Genomic DNA, 22,624 nt, shown 5'->3' on the forward strand with positions numbered 1-22,624 from the left:
GGTCTCTCTCGCCCGCCCACCCGCGATCCTCGCACTCGAGCAGGTCTACGCCGAGGGTCTGACAGAACGTGTCGGCCACAGGTGGACCGATCCGTCACAGCAGCCGCAGGTGCGGCCGCCGCCGCAGCGCGCGGGCCCGCGCCAGCACCGTCCCGACCGTGAGCAGGACCACGACCGCGGCCGCGTGCAGCAGCGCCCGCCGGACGTAGCCGCCGTCGGTGCCGTCGACGGTCCAGGTGCCCAGCTCGCGCACCGACCAGAACGGCACGAACCGGGCGGCGGTGCCGAAGGGGTCCAGGATCAGCTGCAGCCCCGAGACGATCAGCAGCAGCATCGCCGACTCCAGCGGCCGGCGCAGCAGCGCCGCGACCAGCAGTCCGAACGGGACGGCCACCAGCGCGGTGAGCAGCAGCCCGCCGATCACGCCGGGCCAGCGGGCCAGGCCGCCCTGGTCGACCAGGATCACCGCCGAGTACACCGCGATCAGCGGTGCGGCGATGCACCACAGGCCCAGCACCCGCCCGACCAGCAGCTCGCCGGTGCGGTAGCCGGACAGCCGCAGCCGCGGGTCCACCGCCTGCCCGGCCAGCCCGGCGAAGGCGGCCAGGGTGGACAGCGCCCACGCCAACCCGACGGTCGCCAGCCGGATCGACTGCCCGACCAGGTCGTGCCGGGCCAGGTAGAACGCCAGCGGCACGAGGAACAGCAGCGCCACCACGGCACGGCGGCGCAGCAGCTCGACGACGGTGGACCGCGCCACCACCCGCACCCGCCTCACCGGAGCACCCGCGCACGGCCGAGGTCGAGGACGGCGTCGACCCGCTTGAGCTGCTCGGGCCGGTGGGTGACGACGACGACGGCGCGCCCCTCGTCGCGCCAGTGCCAGACCTGCTCCCAGAAGTCGAGGTAGGACTCGCCGTCGAAGCCCTGGTACGGCTCGTCGAGCAGCAGCACCGCCGGGTCGCCCAGCGCGGCCAGGACGACGTTGAGCTTCTGCCGGGTGCCGCCGGACAGCTCGCCCACCGTGCGCCGGTCGGGCACCCAGTCCAGCCGGGCCGCCAGCTCCGCCCCCGCGCGGAGCGCCGCCGCGCGGGAGAGGCCGCGCCCGGCGCCGACCAGCTCGAAGTGCTCGTCGGCGCGCAGCAGGTCGACCAGCGCGGGCTGCTGCGGGCAGTACCCGAGGCCGCCGGTCACGGTGACGGTGCCGGCGTCGGGGCTCTCCAGCCCGGCGCAGATGCGCAGCAGGGTCGACTTGCCGGCGCCGTTGGGCCCGACGACGGCGGCCACCTCCCCCGCGGCCACGGCCAGGCCCACGCCGTCGAGCACGACCCGGCGCCGATAGCTCTTCGTGATCCCCTCGACGAGCAGCCGCGGCGGCGCCGCCGACGCCGGCGCCGCGGCCCCGGCCAGCTCGGCGGCGACCACCCGGGCGTACTGGTCGGCCGGGCCGAACGCGGAGAGCGGGTCCTCACCGCTCTCGGCGAGGTGCTGGCGGGTCTCGGCCAGCACCTGGTCGCAGTGCCAGGCCTCGACGTTCTCGCGGCGCAGGGACCGGCCGAGCTCGGCCAGCCACTCCGCGGCGCTCACCGTCCGGCCCCCACGGCCAGCGCCGCCCCGACCCGGCCGGCGAACGACGCCCACTCCCCCCGCTCGCGCTGGAGCAGGGCGACGCCGTCGGCCGTCACCGCGTAGTACCTGCGCGGTGGGCCGGCCGCGGAGTCCACCCACCGCGAGCGGATCAGCTCCGCCCGCTCGAGCCGGCCGAGCACGGGGTAGAGCGTGCCGCCGGGCACCGGCCCGAGCCCCAGCTCCTCCAGCGCCCGGGCCACGCCGTAGCCGTAGGACTCGCCCCGCTCCAGCTCGGCCAGCACGCACAGGTCGAGCACGCCGCGCAGCCACTGCGCCCGTCGGTCGTCCGCCATGCGCCAGAACGTAGCGCCGAGCTATACAGCGAAGCTATCTACTCCTCGGCGAGTCGCCGCCGCATCGTCACGTGCCGGATGCCCGCCTCCAGGTACTCCTCCCCCACGGCGGCGTAGCCGGCCCGCTCGTAGAAGCGGCGCGCCGTCACCTGCGCGTGCAGCTCGACCACGGCGCAGCCGAGCCGTGCGGCCTCGGCGTGCAGGACCGCGAGGACGGCGGCCCCGTGCCCCTGCCCGCGGACGGCCGGGTCGGCGGCCATCCGGCCGATCACCGCGGTCCCGCCGCGGTCCAGCAGCCGGCCGGTGGCGACCACCCGCCCGCCCGCGTCCCGGCTGACGGCGTGGACGGCGGTGGCGTCGGCGTCGTCCTGCTCGATCTCGGGCGGCACGCCCTGCTCGTCGACGAACACCCGGGTGCGCAGGGCGGCGATGGCCGGCCAGTCCGCCGGGCGGGCGACCTCGGCGGTCACGGGGCGCTCCGGGTCAGCGCGGGCAGCACCGACGCCGGGACCAGCAGGAACCGCAGGTCGATCGCGGCATGCAGGAGCACCGGCAGCAGCAACGACCCCGTCTCCAGGTACAGCGCGGCGAGCACCGCACCGAGCACCGCGGTGGTGAGGATGCCGGCCACACCCTGGTAGGCGTGCGCCAGCCCGAACGCGGCGGCGGCGACGAGCACCAGCACCCACGGCGGCGGGGCGCCGAGCAGCGCCGAGACGACGGCCAGGAAGAACGCGCGGTACAGCCACTCCTCGCAGATCCCGGCCGTCAGGCCCACCACGGTGAACAGCCGCCGCTCGCCCGTGGTGCGCGGCAGCAGCGCCAGGGTGGCGTGCACGCCCGGGTCGGCGTGCCGCCCGTCACCGCGCCGGCGGGGCAGCTGCTCGGAGGCCGCGCGCAGCGCACCCGATGCCATCGCCCGCAGGGAGTAGAGGAGGAACACCAGCACCAGGACGACGGCGGCCCCGGTGACCGGCCCCGGCCAGGACTGCGGCCAGCGCACCCCCACCGCCGCGAGGCCGACGCCGGGTGCCGCCGCCCAGACGATCGCGGCGATGACCGACAGCCCCCACTCGAGGACCAGCAGCCGCCGGTAGAAGGAGCGGCGGGCCGTCGGGTCGTGCTGCAGCCGCCCCTCGAAGCGCCGGTGCAGCACGTAGCCGGCCAGCGGCTCGCCCGCGACGAGGTAGCCGGCCAGCAGGACGGCGGCCAGCGCCGCCGGACCCCAGGCGTCGAGGGACTCGGGCAGCCAGTCCACGGCTCAGGCCCTCCCTCAGGACTCGGCGCGCAGGACGGCCAGCGCACCGGCCAGGTCGGCCGGGTACTCGCTGGTGAACTCCACCCAGCGCCCGTCGGCGGGGTGCGGGAACCCGAGCCGGACGGCGTGCAGCCACTGCCGGGCGACGCCCAGCCGCGCGGCCAGGGTCGGGTCGGCGCCGTAGGTGGTGTCGCCGACGCAGGGATGGCGCATGGCCGAGAAGTGCACCCGGATCTGGTGGGTGCGGCCGGTCTCCAGCCTGATGTCGACGAGGCTGGCGGCCGGGAACGCCTCGACCACCTCGTAGTGCGTGACCGAGGGCCGTCCGCCGCTGACGACGGCGAACTTCCAGTCGTGCCGCGGGTGGCGGTCGATCGGGGCGTCGATGGTGCCGCGCGAGGGGTCGGGGTGGCCCTGGACGAGGGCGTGGTAGCCCTTCTCGACCGTGCGCTCCTTGAACGCGGCCTTGAGCGCGGTGTAGGCGCGCTCGCTCTTGGCCACCACCATGACCCCGGTCGTGGCGGCGTCGAGCCGGTGGACGACGCCCTGCCGCTCGGCGGCGCCGGAGGTGGAGATGCGGTAGCCGGCCGCGGCCAGGCCGCCGATGACCGTGGGCCCCTCCCAGCCGGGGCTGGGGTGCGCGGCCACGCCGACGGGCTTGTCGACCACCACGAGGTCGTCGTCGTCGTACAGGACCGCGAGGCCCTCGACCGGCTCGGGCGGCGCGGGCTCGCCGGGCGGCGGCGGGAGCTCGACCTCCAGCCAGCTGCCGCCCGTGAGCCGGTCGCCCTTGCCGCGCACCCGGCCGTCGACCTGCACCCCGCCGGCGTCGGCCAGCTCGGCGGCCACCGTCCGGGACAGGCCGAAGAGCCGCGACAGCGCCTGGTCGACCCGCTGGCCCTCCAGCCCGTCCGGCACGGGGAGCGCGCGGTGGAGGCCGGAGGACGAGGTCACGCCCCCATTGTGACCGGCCGCGGCAGCGGCCCGGCCGCACGGCGTCAGCCGCGCGCGGCGCCGCCGTCCTCGTCGGTGCCGGCGTCGGCCTTCGTGCGCGTGCGGGTGCCGTCGAACTCGACGCCGAGCACGGCGAGCAGCGCGCCGAGGATGCCGCCGCAGACGATCGCGGAGTCCGCGACGTTGAAGACGGGGAAGAACTCGCCGTTCGGGGCGAACACCGAGACGAAGTCGACGACGCCGCCCTGCAGGAAGCCCGGTGCCCGGAAGACCCGGTCGACGAGGTTGCCCACCGCCCCGCCGAGCACCAGGCCCAGGGCGATCGCCCACGGGGTCGAGCGCATCCGCCGCGCGCTGCGCACGATGACCACCGCGACGGTGGCCGCGATCAGGGTGAACACCACCGTCATGCCCTCGGCGAAGGAGAACGCGGCCCCCGTGTTGCGCCACAGCGTGAGGTAGAGGGCGCCGCCGAGCAGGCGGATGTTCTCGCCCTCGTCGATGGTGGCGACGACGAGCAGCTTGGTGACCAGGTCGAGCACGAGCACGGTCGCGGCGAGGGTCAGCAGCAGCCCGGTGCGCGGTCGCCCGGCGGCCGCGACGGCGTCGTCCGGCACCGGCCGGGTGCCCGCCGCGTCGGGGTCGCTGTGCTCGGCCAGGGCGGTGCTCCAGACGTCCGGGCGGCCGGCGGCCGCGTGTGCGCCGACGACGATACGGCGCCCGCCGCCGGAGCCGGCCGCGGCGGGCGGCGTGCCGCCGCTCCCCCCACGGGGTGACGCGCGCCGCACCCGCCGACGGCGAATCGTCCGATCCCGGGCCGGAACGTGGCGAAGGTCATGGACCGGAGATTCCTCACAGCCCCGAAACCGCATGTCAGGGCCGCATCCGTCCGAGGATCAGAGGGAGCGTTCCACCGGGTGGCGAGGAAAGGCAGACGTGAGCTTCGAAGCGGGCGGCCCCGAGGCCGGCACCTCCGAGACTGGTGCAGTACTCCCCGACAGCGCGAACCCCGACGTCGTCCTCGTCGGTGGCGGCATCATGAGCGCGACCCTCGCGGCGCTGCTCGGGGTGGTCGCCCCGCAGTGGTCGGTCGCGGTGTTCGAGTCCGCGGCCGACGTCGCCGGTGAGAGCTCCGACGCCTGGAACAACGCCGGCACCGGGCACGCCGCCCTCTGCGAGCTCAACTACACGCCGGCGGGTCCGGACGGGCGGGTCGACCCGTCGAAGGCCGTGGCGATCAACGAGCAGTTCCAGGTCTCGCGGCAGTTCTGGTCCCACCTGGTCCGCGGGGGCATGTCCGAGGGCTCGCCCAAGGCGTTCATCACCCCGGTGCCGCACATCAGCTTCGTCACCGGCGAGGACGGCCGCGCCTACATGCGCGACCGGTTCGAGGCGCTGGCCCGCCAGCCGCTGTTCGCCGGCCTGGAGTACGCCGAGGGCCAGGCCGAGCTGGCCGCGTGGATCCCGCTGATGATGGCCGGCCGCGACCCGCGCGAGGTCGTGGCCGCCACCCGCGCGGTCGCGGGCACCGACGTCAACTTCGGCACCCTCACCCGGCTGATGCTCGAGGACGCCGAGCGCCGCGGGGTGCACGTCCACACCTGGCAGCGGGTGCACGACCTGCGCCGGGAGGACGACGGCCGCTGGCGGGTGACGGTGAAGGACGCCGTCACCGGCGAGGAGGTCGTGCTGCGCACGCGGTTCGTCTTCGTCGGCGCCGGCGGCGGCGCCCTGCCGCTGCTGCAGCGCGCCGGCATCCCTGAGATCAAGGGCTTCGGCGGCTTCCCCGTCAGCGGCAAGTTCCTGCGGACGACGTCGCCGGAGCTGGTCACGCAGCACCAGGCCAAGGTCTACGGCCAGGCCGCGGTGGGCGCGCCGCCCATGTCGGTGCCGCACCTGGACCTGCGGCTGATCGACGGCGACCACTCGCTGCTCTTCGGCCCCTACGCCGGCTTCTCCCCCAAGTTCCTCAAGGCCGGCTCGCTGGTCGACCTCCCGCGCAGCGTCCGGGCGGACAACATCGGCTCGATGCTCGGCGTCGCCCGCACCGAGCTGGCGCTCACCCGCTACCTGGTCTCGGAGCTGCTGCAGTCGCGGGACGCCCGGCACCGCACGCTCACCGACTTCGTGCCCGAGGCCGAGGCGCACGACTGGGACATGATCACCGCCGGCCAGCGGGTCCAGGTCATCAAGCGCGACCCGGCGACCGGCCGCGGCGTCCTCCAGTTCGGCACCGAGCTGGTGGTCGGCGCCGAGGGCACCATCGCCGGGCTGCTCGGCGCCTCGCCGGGTGCCTCGACGGCGGTCTCGGCGATGCTCACCCTGCTCGAGCGCTGCTTCCCCGACCGGATCCCGGCCTGGCGGCCGGCGCTGCGGGAGGCGATCCCGTCCTACGGCCGCTCGCTGGCCGACGACCCGGCCCTGCTGGAGCAGGTCCGCGCCGAGACGACGCAGACCCTCGAGCTCAACGGCTGAACGGCCCCGGCGTCAGCCGTCGGCCGGCACGGGCGGGGGCGTGACCAGGTCGTCGGGCACCTGGGGCAGCACGTTGCGGACGTAGTCCTGCGCCGCCGCCGTCGTCCCCACGTCCCGGCCGGCCGCCTCGGACAGGAACCACCGGTGCTCGAGGATCTCGTGGAAGATCTCCGCCTCGTCCAGCCGCGTGCGCAGGTCGTCGGGCACCATCGCCATGACGGGTAGGTAGATCTCGCGCAGCCACCGGCCGGCCGCCACGGCGAGCGGGACCTTGCGCTGCTGCTGCTGCTCCAGCCAGCCGCGGAAGCTGGCGATGTCGGCGAGCAGCCGGCGGGCCTGGTTCTCCCACACGTCCAGCCCGGTGAGCGCGAGCAGCTCGCGGCGGTGCCGCCCGGGCTCGGCGACGCGGGTGGTCATCCGCAGCCGGCTGCCGCCGCTGGGGTCGTCGATGATCTCGACCTGGTCGACGTCGAAACCCAGGTCGTTGAGCCGGCGGATCCGCTCGGCGATCCGGTACCGCTGCTCCTCGCGCTTCATCACCTCCTCGTCGGTGAGCTCGGACCAGAGGTGGTTGTAGCGGTGCACCAGCTCGTCGGCGACCTGCAGCGGGTCGACGTCCTCGCCGAGCAGCTCGCCGGCCTGCAGGTCCATGAGCTCGGCGGCCACCCGCTCGTGCGCCAGCTCCAGGTCGTACTCGCGCTGGCCGCGGGAGAGCCGCTCGTGCACCTCGGCGGTCTCGGCGTCGACGAGGTAGGCGGTGAGCGCCCCGGCGTCGAAGCGGAACAGTGTGTTCGACAGCGAGCAGTCGCCCCACATGAAGCCGGCCAGGTGCAGCCGGGCGAGGAGCTCGACCTGGGCGTCCATGAGCCGGTCGGTCATGTGCGCCCCGCGCGGGTTGCCGAACAGCGCCCGGAAGGACGACGAGTAGTCGAGGAACCGGGTGACCAGGATGGCCTCGAGGTCGTTCGGCCGCTCGACGACCACGCCGAGCACCTCCACGGCGGGGATGCCGAGGTCCTTGAGCCGGCGCAGCAGCGCGTACTCCTTGCGCGCCAGCCGCTCGTCGATCTCCTTGAGCGCGAACACCTCCCCGCTCTCGGCCACGAACCGGACGACGTGCCGCGAGATGCCGCGCTGCGGGATCTCGGTGAGCCGGTCGTCGGTCCAGTCGTCGAGCGGCTGGTCCCAGGGCAGGTCGAGCAGCCCGGCCGCCGCCTCGGCGGGTGGGCTGAAGACGAAGTGCACGGCGGCCTCCCGGGGAAGTCGGGCGGACGTCAGGGTACGAGCGGGTCGACCAGCCCCCGCTGCAGCAGCCGCCGGGTGACCTCGAGCCCCCACTCGTCGAGCCCGCGGAGCCGGTCGCTGCTGCTGCGCAGACCGCCGTAGGCCTCGACGACCGGGGCCCAGTCCTCGCGCCGCTCCACGTGCGGCCCGGCGACCAGGCAGTCGGTGTCGTTGACCCAGAACCGCCCCTGCTGCCAGGCCCGCCACCGGCTGTTCTGCGCCGCCGCGCGCTGCGAGGGCTGCGACAGGTCGCCGTCGAGCGGCTCGTAGTGGTGGGCGATGTCCGGTCCGACCCGCATGGCGTCGACCAACCCCACGCTGGGCAGGATCGGCGCGCCGCAGCCGAGCAGGTAGGACTCCGGGCCGATCGCCTCGCGGACGACCCGCAGCCCGTGCCGGTAGGCGTCGACCCCGGACACCGAGGGATCGGCCCGCCGGCCCTCGCGGGCACCCGCGTAGACGAAGTCGATCTTGAAGTAGTCGATGCCGGTCGCGCGCAGGGTGCCGAAGACCTCGCGCAGGTAGGCCTCGGCGCCGGGATGGGTGGTGTCCAGCGAGCGCAGTTCCTGGTCGCCCCACCCGCGGCCGGCGACGACGTCGCCGACCAGCCAGTCGGGGTGCTCGCGGGCGAGGGCCGAGCGCTCCCCCACCAGGAACGGCGCCACCCAGATCCCGGCGCGCCGGCCGGCGGCCCGGATCCGGCCGACGATGTCGTCGAGGGAGTCGAAGCGCTCGGACAGCGTCAGCCAGTCGCCGATCTCGGCCTGGTAGCCGTCGTCGATCTGCACGACGTCGACCTCGAGCCCCAGCTCGCCGATGGCCACGAGGTTCTCCTCGACGTCGTCCTGGGTGACCCGCTCGAAGTAGTGGTACCAGGAGCACCACGCCGTCGGCGGCGGCGCGAGCGCGCCGACACCGGCCGCCGCGGCGAAGCCCTCCCCCCAGCGGGCGAGGGCGGCGTCCAGCCCGCCCCCGCCGTCGTCCACGGTGTGGCCCAGCTCCGCGCCGCCGGTGACCACCACCTCGTCGCCGACCACCTCGGCGCGGACGGAGGGGATGTCGCCCTCGGTCCGGGACGTGGCGACGACGTGCACGCCCTCGCCGGTCCCGGGGTCGACGGCGAGCAGCCCCTCGCCCCAGAAGGCGTCGTGCGGGGCCGTCCGGTCGGGGTGGTAGTTGCCGATCCGCCGGTCGTCGCTGACCGGGCGGTACGGGCGCTGGTCGAGCCGGTAGGCGGTCGTGGGGCTCCACGACTGCCAGCCGTGCTCGTAGACCAGCGCCCGCTCCCGGTCCACGGCGATCCGCGCGATCTCCTCGCCGGTCATCGCACCGGGCCGTGCCGCGACGGTCCCTCCCCTGCTCTCAGCCCTTCACCGAACCGGCGGTGAGGCCGCGGACGAAGTACCGCTGCAGCGACAGGAACACGATGATCGGCACGATCATCGTGAACAGGCCGCCCGCGGTGAGCAGCTGCCAGCCCTGGCCCTGCTGCCCGAGCAGCTGCACCAGCGCGATGGTGAGCGGCTGGTTGCCACCCGGGCCGACGAAGACCAGCGCGTTGAGCAGGTCGTTCCACACCCACAGGAACTGGAAGATCGCGAACGACGCGAGCACGGGCGTGGACATCGGCAGGATGAGCCGCCAGAAGGTCTGGAAGTGGCTCGCCCCGTCGATCTTCGCCGACTCGATGACCTCCTTGGGCAGCGTCGCCATGTAGTTCCGGATGATGTACACCGCCAGCGGCATGCCGAAGCCGATGTGCGCCAGCCAGATGGCGAGGAACGTGCCGTTGATCCCCAGGTCGCCGTAGATCTTCAGCAGCGGCACCAGGGCCACCTGCGTCGGCACCACGAGCAGGCCCACGATGAGGATCATCAGGAAGTCCCGGCCCGGGAACTGCATGAAGGTGAACGCGTAGGCGGCGAACGCGGCGATCAGGATCGGGATGATCGTCGCCGGCACGGTGATCGCCAGGCTGTTGACGAACGCCGTCCCCATGTCGGCCCGGTCGAACACCTCGCCGTAGTTCTCGAGCGTCAGCCGCGTCAGGCTGGCCGGCGAGGTGAAGATGGTCCACCAGCCGGTCCGCGTGGCGTCGTCCTGCTCGCGGAACGAGGTGATCGCCAGGCCGAAGGTCGGGACGACCCACAGCAGGCAGATGATGACGATGGCGATCCGCACCCAGATCGACGCGCGGGTCGTCGGGTCGTGCTTGCGGCCACGCCCGGCACGGGACCCGACGGCCGTGGGTTCCTTGGGGACCTGGACCGGGGCGACGGTCTGGCTGCCGGTCATCGCGCGGCCTCCTCGGCACGGAACTGGCGGACCTGGAAGACCAGGATCGGGATCATCACGATCATCAGCATCACGACGATCGCGGCGGCCCGGCCCGCGTTGTTGTTCGTGAACAGCTGGTTGAAGAAGTCGACGGCGATGATGTTGGTGTTGAAGTTGCCGTTCGTCATCACGTAGACGATGTCGAAGGTCTTCAGCACCGTGATGAGCACGGTGATGAACACCGTGATGATCGTCGTCCGGATCTGCGGGATGATGATCCGGAAGAAGATGGCGAGCTCGCTGGCCCCGTCGAGGCGGGCGGCCTCCAGGGTCTCGGTCGGCACGCCCTTGATCGCCGCGGAGAGCAGCACCATCGCGAAGCCGGCCTGCAGCCACAGCAGCATGACCATGAGCAGGAAGCTGTTGAACCGCAGGGTCGAGATCTGCAGCCAGTTGACCGGCTCGCCGCCGAAGGCCGTCCAGATCCCGTTCAGCAGGCCGATCTGGTCCTGCGTGGGCGGGTTGGCCTGGTAGACGAACCGCCAGATCGCGCCGGCGCTGACCGCGCCGATCGCCATCGGCATGAAGATCAGGGTCTTGGAGAACTTCTCGCTGCGCGGCTTGAGCCGGTCGGCCAGGGTGGCGATCAGCAGGCCGAGCACGATGGTCCCCGCCGGGACGACGATGATCCAGAGCAGCGTGTTGAACAGGGTGTTCTGGAAGCCCGACGACCCGAGCAGCGACGTGTAGTTCTCCACGCCGACGAACTCCGTGCTCGCCGCGTTGGCGAAGCTGTACACGACGGTCTGGATGGTCGGGTAGATCAGGTACAGGCCGATCGCCGCCAGGACCGGCAGCAGGTACAGGTAGGGCTTGACCCGGTCCTCCCAGCGGCCGGGCAGCAGTTCCGCGATCTTGTTCAGCAGGTAGTACAGGACCACCGCGCCGACCACACCGCCGATGACGGCGATCAGCGCGTTCAAGATCTTGATGGTCACCGGGGACCTCCCGAGAGGGCAGGCGGGTCAGCGAGGGGGGGGGGGGGGGGGGGGGGGGGGGGGGGGGGGGCCGCCCCCCCCCCCCCCCCCCCCCCCCCCCGGCGCGGCGTCACGCCGGCCAGCTGGCCTCGATGTTGTCGAGGGTCGTCTGGGCGTCCTGCCCACCGCTGATCCAGGCGGTCATCTCCCGCCAGAAGGACCCGGAGCCGACCTCACCGGGCATCTGGTCGGAACCGTCGAAGGCGAACTCGGTGGACTCGTAGGCGATCGAGGAGATCGTCCGCCACGTCTCGCTCGGGTACAGGCTCACGTCGAAGTCGGTCCGCGGCGAGATCCAGTTGCCGCTCGCCCCGTACTCCGTCGTCCCGAACTCCGACGAGGCCAGGAACTGCACGAGCGCCTGGGCCGACTCGTTCTCCTTGCTGAAGATGCCGGCCAGGTCGCCACCACCCAGCACCGGGCGCTCCTCGGCCGACTGCCCGGGCATCGGGAAGACGCCGACGGTGTTGTCGATGTCGGCGAGGACCTCGTCGGGGAAGCCGCCCTCCTGCGCGACGAAGTTGCCCTGCCGGTACATGTAGCAGCCCGGCGGCTCGTCGAACATCGGGTTCGCGGCGGTGTTGAAGTTGTTGCTGGCGATCGACTGCCGGCCGCCGTTGGTCATGCCCTCGGCGAGCAGCAGGTCCTCGATCTGGTTGAGCACCTCGAGCACCCGCTCGTCGTTGAACGGGATCTCGTGGTTGACCCACTGGTTGTAGACGTCGATGCCGTAGTTGATCAGCATCAGGTTCTCCACCCAGTCGGTCGCCGGCCAGCCGGTGGCCGCCTCCGACTCGATGCCGAAGCACCAGGGCGAGGTGCCGGTGGCGGCGACCTGGTCGCTGAGCGCCTGGAGGTCCTCGAACGTCTCCGGCGGGGTGAGCCCGGCGGCCTGCGCCGGGCCCGACGGGTAGAACACGATGCTCTTGACGTTGATGCTCATCGGCACCGCGTAGAGCGTGCCGTCGACCTTCCCGATGTCCAGGAAGCCCTGGACCATCGCGTCCTGGTCGCCCTGGTCGACCACGTCGGACAGGTCGAGCAGCAGGTCCCGCTCGGCCATGTCGCGCATGATGCCCGGCTGCGGGAACAGCGCCACGTCGGGCGCGTCGTTGCCCTGCACCCGGGTGTTGATCAGCTGGTTGAAGTTGCCGGTCTGCTGGAACTCGACGTTGACGTCGTTCTCCTCGGCCCAGGCGTTCACCTCGGCCTGGAAGCCCTCCTCCTGACCACCGGAGAAGGCGTACATGACCGTGATGTTGTTGCTGGTGTTCTCGTTGCCCCCACCCCCGCCGCCCTCGCTCAGGCAGCCGGCGGTGAGGACCACGACGGCACCGGTCGTGGCCACCGCCCCGATGGTGGATCTGATGCGCATGTGCACTCCTTCGGACACTTGCCTGGGCTCAGCGGTACGGGGAAGCAGGGTCGGGTGAGGACGGCGCGGCGCGGGCGCCGGCCGTTCGAGGAGCGGGTGGTCAGACCGAGGAGGCGGTGGCGACCTCGCCGGAGACGCGCCGGCCGGACTCGGCGGAGAAGACGTGCAGCTCCTCCGGGTGGATGGCGATGTGGACGGTCTCGCCCTTCATGGGCGGGGTCTTCGCGGGCACGCGGATGGTGAGCAGCTTGTCGCCGCCCCCGGCGCCCTGGCCAGCGTGCAGCGTGCCGTAGGCGTAGGCGTCGGAGCCGAGCTCCTCGACCACGACCACCTCGAACGGGAAGCCCTCGCCGGCGCCGACCAGGTGCACCGCCTCCGGCCGGAACCCGACGGTCGCCGTCTGGGCGCTCTCGCCCGACAGCGCACCGAGCACCTCGCGCTGCAGCGGCAGGGTGCGGTCGCCGATGCAGGCACCCTCCTGCAGGAGGGGCAGGTCGACGATGTTCATGGCCGGCGAGCCGATGAACCCGGCCACGAACACGTTGTCCGGCCGGTCGTAGAGCTCGCGCGGGGTGCCGACCTGCTGCAGGTAGCCGTCCTTGAGCACGCACACCCGGTCGCCCATCGTCATGGCCTCGACCTGGTCGTGGGTGACGTAGACGGTGGTGACGCCGAGGCGGCGCTGCAACGCGGCGATCTGGGTGCGGGTCTGCACCCGCAGCTTGGCGTCGAGGTTGGACAGCGGCTCGTCCATCAGGAACGCCTGCGGGTGGCGGACGATCGCGCGGCCCATGGCGACGCGCTGGCGCTGGCCGCCGGAGAGCGCCTTGGGCTTGCGGTCGAGGTAGGGCTCGAGGTCGAGGATCTTGGCCGCGTCCTCGACGCGGGAGCGGATCTCCTCCTTCTTCATCCCGGCGATCTTGAGCGCGAAGCCCATGTTGTCGGCGACGGTCATGTGCGGGTAGAGCGCGTAGTTCTGGAACACCATCGCGATGTCGCGCTCCTTGGGCGGCAGGTGCGTGACGTCCTTGTCGCCGATCCGGATCGACCCCTCGCTCACCGCCTCCAGCCCGGCCAGCGCGCGCAGCGAGGTCGACTTGCCGCAGCCCGACGGGCCGACCAGGACGAGGAACTCGCCGTCGGCGATGTCGAGGTTGAGCGCGTTGACCGACGGCCGCTCCGCGCCGGGGTACTGGATGGTCGTGTGGTCGTACGTGATGGCGGCCATGCCGTGCGTCCTCTCCGCTCTGCCGTGCACCGGGCGGGCGGACCGCCGGCCGGGCCGGTCGCGCTGGTCCCCTGTGCGTTCACCGGAACCTTGGCATGCGCCTGTGGGCCACGCCACATGAGGTCGCCCAACTGATCACGACCGTTACCTGCCGGTGATCTCCCTCACCGCGTCTCCCCCGTCCCGGTGGCTCCGGTAGCGGGCGACGAGGTCCTCCGCGGCCGCGAACGGGTCGAGCTCCGGGCTCAGGAGACCCCCGGCCCGCAGGTCGAGCAGCTCCCCGGCCACCCGGCCGAGCGCCACCTCCAGGTCGTGCTCCCGCTGGCCCCGGGAGAGCCGCCCGTGCACCTCCGCGGTCTCCGCGTCGACCAGGTGCAGGACGGCGGTCCCGGCCTCGCGGCGCACCAGGGTGTTCGACAGCGAGCAGTCACCCCAGAGGACGCCCGCCCGGTGCAGGACCACCAGCAGCCGGGCGAGGGCGGCGAGGAGCTCGCCGGCCTCCGCCGCGGTCGCCGGCGCCGCGAGCACGGCGCGGAGGGACGACGAGCCGTCGAGGAACCGGGTGAGGAGGACGGCGTCGAGGTCGCCCGGCCGGTCGGCGACGACCCCGAGCCCCTCGACCGCGGGCAGACCCCGGTCGCCGATCTGCGCCAGCAGCCGCAGCTCGCGCCGGGCGACGCGCTCCGGGATCTCCTTGAGCGCGACGACGCCGTCCCCGCCGGCCGCGAAGCGGACCACGTGGCGGGACAGCCCGACCCCGGGCACCGCGACGAGCCGGTCCGCCGGCCACCGTTCCAGCGGGAGGTGCCAGGGCAGCTCCCCGAGGCCCGCGACGACCACGCCGGCTCAGGAGGTCTCGAGCCAGGCCGCGGTGTCGGCGGGGACGCGGTCCCCCACCGGCGCGCTCGACAGCAGGACGCGCGCCCCGGGCTCGAGCGGGACGGCCGGTCCGGAGAAGTTCACGACGCAGCGGAACGACGGGCCCCGCGCGAAGGCCAGCACGCCGTCCCCGTGCTCGAGCCAGCGCAGATCCGGGCCGTCCGGGGTCAGGTGACGGCGGCGGGCGGCCAGCGCCGCACGGTAGAGGTTCAGCGTGGACGCGGGATCGGCCCGCTGGGCGGAGACGGTGAGGTCCGCCCAGGTGGGCGGCTGCGGCAGCCAGGGCTCGACGCCGTCCGCGCTGAACCCGAACGGCGGGGAGTCGCCGTGCCACGGCAGCGGCACCCGGCAGCCGTCGCGCCCGCGCACCGTGCGACCCGAGCGCTCCCAGGTGGGGTCCTGCAGGGCCTCCACCGGCAGGTCCTCGACCTCGGGCAGGCCCAGCTCCTCCCCCTGGTAGAGGTAGGCGATCCCGGGCAGCGCGAGGACGAGCAGGGCCGCTGCCCGCGCGCGGCGCAGCCCCAGGGCGAGGTCGGACGCCGCACCGACAGTGTCGAACCCCATCACGCCCGCCCCGGTCGCCGTCCGGCCGAAGCGGGTGACGTGCCGGGTCTCGTCGTGGCTGGACAGCACCCAGGTGGCCGGCGCACCGACCGCGCGCAGGGCGGTCAGGCTGTCGTCGACGACCCGCCGCAGGGCCGCCGGCTCCCACGGGCACCGGAGGAAGTCGAAGTTGAACGCCGTGTGCAGCTCGCCCGGGCGGAGGTAGCGGGCGAGCCGCTCGGGCCCGTTGACCACGGCCTCGGCGACGAAGACCCGGTCGCCGTCGTACCCGTCGCCGATCCGGCGCCACCGCCGGAAGATCTCGTGCACCGCGTCGACGTCCCAGTGGGGGTTGCCGACCCACGCGGCGGACTCGAAGAGCGCGTCCGGGAGGTGCCCCGCGTCGGGCAGCCCGGCCACCTTCGCCAGCGCCGGCGCCGCGTCGACCCGGACGCCGTCCACCCCCCGGTCCAGCCAGAACCGCAGGACGTCGTCGAACTCCGCCCGGACGGCCTCGTCGTCCCAGTTCAGGTCGGGCTGCTCGGGAGCGAACAGGTGGAGGTACCACTGACCGGGACGGCCGTCGGGCTCGTCCACCCGGGTCCAGGCCGGCCCGCCGAACGCGCTGATCCAGTCGTTCGGCGGTGCCGCTCCGCCGGCCCGGCCGTCGCGGAAGACGTAGCGCTCGCGTTCGGGCGCCCCCGGTCCCCCGGCGAGCGCGGCGGTGAACCAGGGGTGCTCCCGGGAGGTGTGGTTGGCCACCAGGTCGATCACCACGCGCAGCCCGAGCCGGTGGGCCTCCCCGATCAGCCGGTCGGCGTCCTCTAGCGTGCCGAACGCGGGGTCGATGTCGCGGTGGTCGCGGACGTCGTACCCGCCGTCCGCCATGGGCGAGGGGTACCACGGCGTGACCCACAGGGCGTCGACGCCCAGGTCCACGAGGTGGGGCAGGCGGGCGCGCAGACCGCCGAGGTCACCGACGCCGTCGCCGCCCGAGTCGGCGAAGCTGCGCAGGTACACCTCGTACACGACGGCGGACCACCACCACGGGCGGTCCCGGCGCGGCGGCACGCTCAGGCGGCGCCCACGCTGCTCCGCCCGGCCTCGGTCCGGGCCTCCTCCACCTCCTCGACCCGGTCCTGCGCCGCCAGCCGGGTCAGCTCGGCGCCGGCCTCCGCGTCCCGGGTGAGGTTGTCGCCCGTCTGCGGGTCGAACACGTGCACCTTGCGGGTGTCCAGCCAGAACTCCGCCTCCCGGCCGGTCCGGATGCGGCTGGTGGAGTCGATGGACACGATCGCCTGGGTGCGCAGCTCCTCCGAGTCGAGCTCGCGGGAGAGCTCCCGCAGCTGCCGCTCCACCGCCTCGGGCGCCTCGTACGGGATGTAGGCGTACTGCGAGTCACCCAGCCACTCGGTCACGTCCACCCGGGCGCGGAAGACCGAGCCGAACGGGCGCTTGGCGTCGTCGACCAGCGAGGCGTCCTCGAAGTACTCCGGCCTGATCCCGACCAGCAGCAGGTCACGGCCCGTGACGGCGGCGGCGCGCTTCTCGTCGAGCTGGATGGCGCCGAACGGCGTCTGCAGCCGGTCACCCTCGAGCGTCGCCGGCAGGAAGTTCATCGGCGGGGACCCGATGAAGCCGGCCACGAAGAGGTTGACCGGCTGCTCGTACAGCTCGCGGGGCGAGGCCACCTGCTGGATCCGGCCCTTGCGGAGGACGCAGACCCGGTCCCCCAGGGTCATCGCCTCGGTCTGGTCGTGCGTCACGTAGACCGTGGTGATGCCCAGGCGGCGCTGCAGCCGGGCGATCTCGGTGCGCATCTGCCCGCGCAGCTTGGCGTCGAGGTTGGACAGGGGCTCGTCGAAGAGGAACGCCTCGGCGTGCCGGACGATCGCCCGGCCCATCGCCACCCGCTGCCGCTGGCCACCGGACAGGTTCGCCGGCTTGCGCTCGAGGTGCTCGTGCAGCTCCAGCACGTCGGCGGCCTCGGTGACCCGCCGGCGGACCTCGTCCTCCGGGGTCTTCGTCAGCCGCAGCGGGAAGGCGATGTTCTCGAACACGCTCAGGTGCGGGTAGAGCGCGTAGTTCTGGAAGACCATCGACAGGTTGCGCTCCCGCGGTGCCTTCTCGTTGACCCGCGTCCCGCCGATCAGCATCTCGCCGCTGGTGATGTCCTCCAGCCCGACGATCATCCGCAGCAGCGTCGACTTCCCGCAGCCGGACGGCCCGACGAGGATCATGAACTCCCCGTCGTCGATGTCCAGGCTGACGTCGTTGACCGCCGGGAAGCCGTCGCCGTACTGCTTGACGATGTTGCGCATCTCGATGGAAGCCACGGTGTCCTCGCAGGCTCGGTGGGGTGGGGACGGCCCTGCGGTCAGCCCTTGACCGCGCCGTTGGTCAGGCCGGCGACGATGCGCCGCTGGAAGAGCAGGACGAGCACGACGACCGGGATGGTGACGACGACGGCGGCGGCCGCGGTGACCCCGGTCGGGTCCTCGAACTGCGACGCCCCGGAGAACAGCCCGAGCGCGGCCGGCACCGGACGGGCCGCGCTCGTGGAGGTGAGCGAGATGCCGTAGGCGAAGTCGTTCCAGGCGATGAAGAACGCGATGATGGCCGTGGTGAACACGCCCGGCGCGGCCAGCGGGACGATCACCTTGCGGAAGGCCTGCCAGGTGGTGGCGCCGTCGACCTGCGCCGCCTGCTCCATCTCCCAGGGGATCTCGCGGAAGAAGGCCGACATCGTCCAGATGGAGATCGGCAGGGTCAGCGACAGGTACGGGATGATCAGCCCGAGCCAGGTGTCGTAGAGGCCGATCTGCCGCCACAGGTTGAACAGCGGGGTCACGATCGAGATCACCGGGAAGATCGCCACGGCCAGCGCGGCCGAGAGGATCAGGCGCTTGCCGGGGAAGTCCAGCCGGGCGATGGCGTACGCGGCGAACATCGACAGGATGCAGGAGACGAACGTCGCGATCAGGCAGATGCCGAACGAGTTGCGCAGCGCCGGCAGGAACAGGTCGCTGGCCGAGCCGGTGAAGATGTCCGAGTAGTTGCCCCACACGAACTCGGTCGGCAGGAACGAGGCGTTGGAGATGTCGCTGGGCGCCTTGAACGACAGCGACACGATCCAGGCGATCGGGAACAGGCAGTACAGGACGATCAGGACGCCGGCGACCCACCACCAGGTCCTCTCCCGCGCGGACATCAGCGTTCCCCCCTCGCCTGCGCCAGGTCGATCTTGAAGCCCTTGATGAAGCCGAAGGCGATGAGCACCACGCTCAGGAACAGCAGGACCGAGACCGCCGACCCGAGCCCGATCTCGACCCGGGTGATCGTCTGCCGGTAGGCGAGGAAGGACACCGTCTCGGTGCCGTTCGCGCCGGCGGTCATCACGAAGATGCTGTCGAAGATCCGGAAGGCGTCCAGCGTCCGGAACAGCACCGCGACCATGATCGCGGCCTTCATGTTCGGGATGGTCACCTTCCAGAGCCGCTGCCAGAAGGTCGCCCCGTCGACCTTGGCCGCCTCCTGCAAGACCTCGGGGACCTGCGCGAGGCCGGCGAGGAGCAGCAGCGAGATGAACGGCGTCGTCTTCCAGATCTCGGCCAGGCAGACGACGAGCAGCGACGAGCCCGTGCCGCCGAACCAGTCGGTGTCGGCGCCGACGCCCGGCAGCCAGGCGAACCAGCTGTTGACGAAGCCGGTCTGGATGTCGAAGGCGAACGCCCAGGCCAGCGCCGACACGACGGTGATCACCGCGTACGGGATGAGGATCGCCGCCCGCAGCGCCGGCCGGAGCGACCGCAGCGCCTTGGCCATCACGAACGCCAGCGCGAAACCGAGCACCAGCTCGACCGCGACCGTGATGACGGTGATGAGCACGGTCACGCCGATCGACTGCCACCACAGCGAGTCGGTGAGGATCACGCCGTAGTTGCTCAACCCGGTGAACGACCGGTTCTGCGGGTCGGTGAGCCGGTAGTTGAACAGCGAGTACCAGACCGCCTGCAGGATCGGGTACGCGGTGACCAGGAGCATCACCGCGAAGGCCGGGCCGGCGAGCATCCAGCCGAGCCTGCGCTCAGCCCGCGAGCGGTCGCTGATCTTCCTGGCGGGCGCCGAGACGGGGGTGGTCTTCTCGACGGGCGGGAGGGTCGTCTGGCTCACAGCAGCTGGTCCCCTCGGAGAACGGCGGCGATCAGGTCGGTCGCCTGCTGGGGTGTCGACTCCGGGTCCACCGCCGACGGCGGGTGGTACTCGCGCTGGATGCCGCCGGAGACCTCGCTGTAGTAGGGGGTCAGCGGGCGCGGGGCGGCCAGCTCGAGGGACTCCAGGATCACCGGGGCCTGGGGGAAGACCTCGAGCACCTCGGGGTCGTCGTACACGGCGCTCGACGAGGCCGGGTTGCCGTTGGTGGTGAAGTAGTAGGCCTGGTTCTCGTCGCTGGTGATGCACTCGGCGGCCTCGTACGCGAGGTCCGGGTGCTCGCCGAAGGCGCCGATGCCCAGGTTGATCCCGCCGTAGGGCGGCGCGGCGGGGGTGTCGGGGTCGACCCGGGGGTAGATCGTCCAGCCGTAGTCGTCGGGCACCGACTGCTCGAGCGTGCCGGCCTCCACCGCGGCCAGCGCCCGCCCCCAGACGAACGGCCAGTTGACCATGAAGCCGGCGTCCTCGCCCTCGAAGGCGGCGGCGTTGGTGTCCTCGTTCGCCGTGGAGAAGCCGGCGCCGACCTGGCCGGAGTTCGCCACGTCGCGCATGACCTCGGCCGCCCGGACGCCGGGCTCGGAGGTGAGGCCGAACACGTAGTCCTCGGGGTTCTCCGGCGCCTCCTCGATGATGGAGCCGCCGGCCGACTCGATGAGCGCGTTGAGCCAGACCGTCAGCGACTCCGAGCGGATGCCTTGGGCGCTGATCAGCACGTCCTCCGACTGCGCGGCCTCGATGAGCTGGTCCCAGGTCACCGGCTGCTCCATGTCGAGGCCGGCGGCCTCGACGACCGACTGCCGGTACCAGAGCAGCTGGGTGTTGGCCCAGAAGGGGATGGCGACCAGCTCGCCGTCCCACGTCGACCCCTCGAGGGCGGACTCGACCACGCCCTCCGACACGCGCTCGGCGACCTCCTCGGGAACCGGGGCCAGGAAGCCGGCCTGCGCGAACTCCGGGATGTACGGCGGGTCGAGGCTCACGATGTCGATGGAGGAGTCCTCGGCGGCCAGCCGCCGCACCAGCTGCTCGCGCTGGGAGGGCGAGTCGCGGGGCAGCTGGGAGACCTCGAGCGCGTACCGGCCGCCCGCCTCGTCGGTGCACCGGCCGGCGATCTCGGCCTGGCCGCCGGAGTCCGGGTTGATGTACCAGGTCAGGGTCGGCACACCGGAGTCCTCGCCACCGCCGCACGCCGTGAGCACCGACGCCAGCACCGCCACCGCGGCCGCGGGGACCAGCCCGCGCACGGTCGGGGAGCCGCGGCGGCCTTCGGGGGGTCGAGGGGCGTGCGGCACGGTCATCGCCTCCGCTCGGCGTCGTCTCGCCTGACCCCCGCGCCGCATCGAGGGTGATGCAGATCACAGGGGGTGTCAAACCTGCGACCCATCGGGCGTGTCAGTCGGCCTCGCCGGGGGCGCCGCGCTCCCCCCGCCAGCTGGCCAGCCGGCCGGCCCGGCTGACCGCCCGCAGCCGCCGCTCCGCCTCGGCCCGCGACCGGCGGGCCGCGACGAGCAGCGCCTGGTCGCCGCGCCGGAGCCGGGTGGTGTCGTTGGGCACGAACGAGCGGCCGTCGCGGACGATCAGCACGACGGCGGCGTCCTCGGGCAGCCGCAGCTCCGGCAGGTAGACCCCGTGCAGCCGGGAGCCCGCCGGGATCGTCATCTGCATCAGGTCGGCGTCGAGCTCCTCGAGGGGTGCCGACTCGACCTGCACCTCGCGCGGCGCGACCGGGCCGGTGATCCGCAGCTGCCGGGCCACCCACGGCAGCGACCGGCCCTGCAGCACCGTGAAGACCACGACGAGGACGAAGACGGTGTCGAAGATGCCGGTCGCGCCGGGCACCTCGGCGGTCAGCGGGATGGTCGCCACGACGATGGGGACGGCGCCGCGCAGCCCGGCCCAGGAGATGAACGCCTGCTGCGCCCACGGCATGCGGAACCAGACCAGGCTGGCCGCCACCGACAGCGGCCGGGCGACGAGCAGCAGCGCGAGCCCGACCACCAGCGCCGGCCCCACCGCGCCGTCCAGCCGGTCCGGCGACACGAGCAGGCCGAGCAGGACGAACAGGCCGATCTGCGCGAGCGAGGCCATGCCCTCGGCGAAGCCGATCGTCGCGGCGCGGTGCGGGAGCGTCACGTTGCCCAGCACCAGGCCGCACAGGTACACGGCCACGAAGCCGGACAGGTGCAGCAGCACGGCCGACGAGTACGCCAGGACGCACAGCGCGAGGGTCGCGAGCGGGTAGAAACCCGACAGCGGTAGCGCCGAGCGGCGCAGCAGCTCGGCGCCGGCGAACCCGATGAGCAGGCCGACCGCCGCGCCGCCGATGAGCTCGCCGACGATGAGCAGCCCGGTGAGCCACCACGGCTCCTCGGAGCCGCCGGTCAGCCCCTCGGCCAGGACGGCGACGAGCAGGATCACCGGCGCGTCGTTGAGCCCGCTCTCGACCTCCAGGGCGGCGACCATGCGCCGCGGCAGCGGCAGCCGGCGGAGGGTCGCGAAGACGGCGGCGGCGTCGGTGGAGCTCACCACGGCGGCCAGGAGCAGCGCGAACGCCCACGACAGGTCCAGCAGCCAGACCGCGATCGCGGCCGTGACGACGACGCTCACCGCCACGCCCACGGTGGACAGCGCCAACCCCGGCCCGATGCTGCGCCGGACGTCGGGCCACCGGGTGGTCAGGCCGCCCTCCGCCAGGATGACGACGAGGGCGGCGTACCCCAGGGTCAGGGTCAGCGAGAAGTCCTCGAACTGGACCCCGGCACCGGCCTCGCCCAGGGCGATCCCGAGCAGGAGGTACAGCAGCAGGCTGGGCAGGCCGAGCCGGTCGGCCAGGCGCAGGGCGACGGCCGCGGTCAGCACGACGAGCGCGCCGACGGCGAGCGCGACGGTGACCGTCGTGTTCACCGCGCCGCCCCGTCCACGTGCGCAGTCTCCCGTACGGATGTTCCGGGGCCGGGACGCTCAGCCGCGCAGCGCGCCCGCCCAGCGCCAGTCCCCCTCGGCGCCGAGGTACTCGACGCGCTGGACCTCGGCGTCCTCGTCGTCCCACTCGCCGGCGTCGACCCAGGCCAGCGCCTCCTCGTGGCTGCCGAACTCGCCCTCGGCGACGACGTCGCCCATCCCGTCCAGGAAGCGGTAGCGGGTCATGCCGGCAGGCTAGGGCGCCCGGCACCCGGCCTG

Annotated in this window: 22 protein-coding genes; 1 reads left to right on the top strand and 21 read right to left on the bottom strand. The window is 73.0% G+C overall.

The genetic code is table 11. The features are described from left to right. Window positions 1–94: 94 nt before the first annotated feature. The 7 genes from ACI8AF_RS08415 to lspA are packed head-to-tail and all read right to left on the bottom strand — an operon-like array spanning window position 95 to window position 4,922. On the bottom strand, window positions 95–778 hold the full coding sequence (locus tag ACI8AF_RS08415) for a hypothetical protein (RefSeq protein WP_456539237.1): 684 nt from the start codon (window positions 776–778) through the stop codon (window positions 95–97). Next, the gene (locus ACI8AF_RS08420) at window positions 775–1,587 is read right to left on the bottom strand and encodes an ATP-binding cassette domain-containing protein (protein ID WP_456539238.1); all 813 of its coding nucleotides are present in this window, start codon (window positions 1,585–1,587) and stop codon (window positions 775–777) included. The genes ACI8AF_RS08415 and ACI8AF_RS08420 overlap by 4 nt, the downstream gene beginning before the upstream one ends. Continuing rightward, window positions 1,584–1,922: a PadR family transcriptional regulator gene (locus ACI8AF_RS08425; protein ID WP_456539239.1), complete on the bottom strand. Its 339-nt coding sequence runs from the start codon at window positions 1,920–1,922 to the stop codon at window positions 1,584–1,586. Before ACI8AF_RS08425 ends, ACI8AF_RS08420 begins: the two co-directional genes overlap by 4 nt. A 38-nt stretch (window positions 1,923–1,960) precedes the next feature. Continuing rightward, the gene (locus ACI8AF_RS08430; protein WP_456539240.1) at window positions 1,961–2,392 is read right to left on the bottom strand and encodes a GNAT family N-acetyltransferase; all 432 of its coding nucleotides are present in this window, start codon (window positions 2,390–2,392) and stop codon (window positions 1,961–1,963) included. Continuing rightward, window positions 2,389–3,180: a CPBP family intramembrane glutamic endopeptidase gene (locus ACI8AF_RS08435; RefSeq protein WP_456539241.1), complete on the bottom strand. Its 792-nt coding sequence runs from the start codon at window positions 3,178–3,180 to the stop codon at window positions 2,389–2,391. Before ACI8AF_RS08435 ends, ACI8AF_RS08430 begins: the two co-directional genes overlap by 4 nt. Before the next feature lie 15 nt (window positions 3,181–3,195). Beyond that, a complete protein-coding gene (locus ACI8AF_RS08440; RefSeq protein ID WP_456539242.1) occupies window positions 3,196–4,134 on the bottom strand; it encodes an RluA family pseudouridine synthase in 939 nt (312 codons plus the stop codon). 44 nt (window positions 4,135–4,178) lie between these two features. After that, window positions 4,179–4,922: a signal peptidase II gene (lspA, locus tag ACI8AF_RS08445; RefSeq protein ID WP_456539243.1), complete on the bottom strand. Its 744-nt coding sequence runs from the start codon at window positions 4,920–4,922 to the stop codon at window positions 4,179–4,181. A gap of 148 nt (window positions 4,923–5,070) precedes the next feature. On the opposite strand from lspA, the gene mqo reads away from it, so the two are divergent. Next, the gene (mqo, locus tag ACI8AF_RS08450) at window positions 5,071–6,609 is read left to right on the top strand and encodes a malate dehydrogenase (quinone) (protein WP_456539244.1); all 1,539 of its coding nucleotides are present in this window, start codon (window positions 5,071–5,073) and stop codon (window positions 6,607–6,609) included. 12 nt (window positions 6,610–6,621) lie between these two features. Here the strand turns inward: mqo and ACI8AF_RS08455 are convergent, their stop codons facing one another. The 14 genes from ACI8AF_RS08455 to ACI8AF_RS08520 all read right to left on the bottom strand — a co-directional run bounded on the left by ACI8AF_RS08455 (window position 6,622) and on the right by ACI8AF_RS08520 (window position 22,591). Next, window positions 6,622–7,854 carry a DUF4032 domain-containing protein gene (locus ACI8AF_RS08455; protein WP_456539245.1) on the bottom strand — a complete coding sequence of 411 codons (1,233 nt, stop codon included), beginning with the start codon at window positions 7,852–7,854 and terminating at the stop codon, window positions 6,622–6,624. Between the two features lie 29 nt (window positions 7,855–7,883). Beyond that, window positions 7,884–9,218: a glycoside hydrolase family 36 protein gene (locus ACI8AF_RS08460; RefSeq protein ID WP_456539246.1), complete on the bottom strand. Its 1,335-nt coding sequence runs from the start codon at window positions 9,216–9,218 to the stop codon at window positions 7,884–7,886. A gap of 37 nt (window positions 9,219–9,255) precedes the next feature. Further along, complete coding sequence (locus ACI8AF_RS08465) at window positions 9,256–10,188, bottom strand: carbohydrate ABC transporter permease (protein ID WP_456539247.1); 933 nt, start codon at window positions 10,186–10,188, stop codon at window positions 9,256–9,258. Further along, window positions 10,185–11,168, bottom strand: coding sequence for a carbohydrate ABC transporter permease (locus ACI8AF_RS08470; RefSeq protein ID WP_456539248.1), 984 nt, complete (start codon window positions 11,166–11,168; stop codon window positions 10,185–10,187). The genes ACI8AF_RS08465 and ACI8AF_RS08470 overlap by 4 nt, the downstream gene beginning before the upstream one ends. A gap of 109 nt (window positions 11,169–11,277) precedes the next feature. Continuing rightward, entirely contained in the window at window positions 11,278–12,582 is a 1,305-nt protein-coding gene (locus tag ACI8AF_RS08475) for an ABC transporter substrate-binding protein (protein ID WP_456539249.1), read from the bottom strand. Between the two features lie 100 nt (window positions 12,583–12,682). After that, window positions 12,683–13,810, bottom strand: coding sequence for an ABC transporter ATP-binding protein (locus ACI8AF_RS08480; RefSeq protein ID WP_456539250.1), 1,128 nt, complete (start codon window positions 13,808–13,810; stop codon window positions 12,683–12,685). A 144-nt stretch (window positions 13,811–13,954) separates the two neighbouring features. Further along, window positions 13,955–14,650 carry a lipopolysaccharide kinase InaA family protein gene (locus ACI8AF_RS08485; RefSeq protein ID WP_456539251.1) on the bottom strand — a complete coding sequence of 232 codons (696 nt, stop codon included), beginning with the start codon at window positions 14,648–14,650 and terminating at the stop codon, window positions 13,955–13,957. A 6-nt stretch (window positions 14,651–14,656) separates the two neighbouring features. Beyond that, window positions 14,657–16,261 carry a glycoside hydrolase family 13 protein gene (locus ACI8AF_RS08490; protein WP_456539252.1) on the bottom strand — a complete coding sequence of 535 codons (1,605 nt, stop codon included), beginning with the start codon at window positions 16,259–16,261 and terminating at the stop codon, window positions 14,657–14,659. Between the two features lie 44 nt (window positions 16,262–16,305). Then, window positions 16,306–17,568 carry an ABC transporter ATP-binding protein gene (locus ACI8AF_RS08495; protein WP_456539253.1) on the bottom strand — a complete coding sequence of 421 codons (1,263 nt, stop codon included), beginning with the start codon at window positions 17,566–17,568 and terminating at the stop codon, window positions 16,306–16,308. Between the two features lie 41 nt (window positions 17,569–17,609). Beyond that, window positions 17,610–18,443 (bottom strand): carbohydrate ABC transporter permease, encoded by an 834-nt coding sequence (locus ACI8AF_RS08500; protein WP_456539254.1) that lies wholly within the window; start codon window positions 18,441–18,443, stop codon window positions 17,610–17,612. Beyond that, window positions 18,443–19,405, bottom strand: a complete 963-nt coding sequence (locus tag ACI8AF_RS08505) for a carbohydrate ABC transporter permease (RefSeq protein WP_456539255.1) — start codon at window positions 19,403–19,405, stop codon at window positions 18,443–18,445. The genes ACI8AF_RS08500 and ACI8AF_RS08505 overlap by 1 nt, the downstream gene beginning before the upstream one ends. Next, window positions 19,402–20,688: an extracellular solute-binding protein gene (locus tag ACI8AF_RS08510; RefSeq protein ID WP_456539256.1), complete on the bottom strand. Its 1,287-nt coding sequence runs from the start codon at window positions 20,686–20,688 to the stop codon at window positions 19,402–19,404. The genes ACI8AF_RS08505 and ACI8AF_RS08510 overlap by 4 nt, the downstream gene beginning before the upstream one ends. Window positions 20,689–20,836: 148 nt before the next feature. Then, window positions 20,837–22,348 carry a potassium/proton antiporter gene (locus ACI8AF_RS08515; protein WP_456539257.1) on the bottom strand — a complete coding sequence of 504 codons (1,512 nt, stop codon included), beginning with the start codon at window positions 22,346–22,348 and terminating at the stop codon, window positions 20,837–20,839. Between the two features lie 57 nt (window positions 22,349–22,405). Next, complete coding sequence (locus ACI8AF_RS08520) at window positions 22,406–22,591, bottom strand: hypothetical protein (protein ID WP_456539258.1); 186 nt, start codon at window positions 22,589–22,591, stop codon at window positions 22,406–22,408. Window positions 22,592–22,624 lie beyond the last annotated feature (33 nt).

The sequence above is a fragment of the Blastococcus sp. SYSU D00669 genome (assembly GCF_054050715.1).

What these genes read in the sequence shown, in the direction of transcription:
- ACI8AF_RS08425 (WP_456539239.1), bottom strand. Translation starts at nt 1,922, where the DNA reads ATGGCGGACGACCGACGGGCGCAGTGGCTGCGCGGCGTGCTCGACCTG.
- ACI8AF_RS08460 (WP_456539246.1), bottom strand. Translation starts at nt 9,218, where the DNA reads ATGACCGGCGAGGAGATCGCGCGGATCGCCGTGGACCGGGAGCGGGCG.
- ACI8AF_RS08465 (WP_456539247.1), bottom strand. Translation starts at nt 10,188, where the DNA reads ATGACCGGCAGCCAGACCGTCGCCCCGGTCCAGGTCCCCAAGGAACCC.
- ACI8AF_RS08475 (WP_456539249.1), bottom strand. Translation starts at nt 12,582, where the DNA reads ATGCGCATCAGATCCACCATCGGGGCGGTGGCCACGACCGGTGCCGTC.
- ACI8AF_RS08480 (WP_456539250.1), bottom strand. Translation starts at nt 13,810, where the DNA reads ATGGCCGCCATCACGTACGACCACACGACCATCCAGTACCCCGGCGCG.
- ACI8AF_RS08500 (WP_456539254.1), bottom strand. Translation starts at nt 18,443, where the DNA reads ATGTCCGCGCGGGAGAGGACCTGGTGGTGGGTCGCCGGCGTCCTGATC.
- ACI8AF_RS08520 (WP_456539258.1), bottom strand. Translation starts at nt 22,591, where the DNA reads ATGACCCGCTACCGCTTCCTGGACGGGATGGGCGACGTCGTCGCCGAG.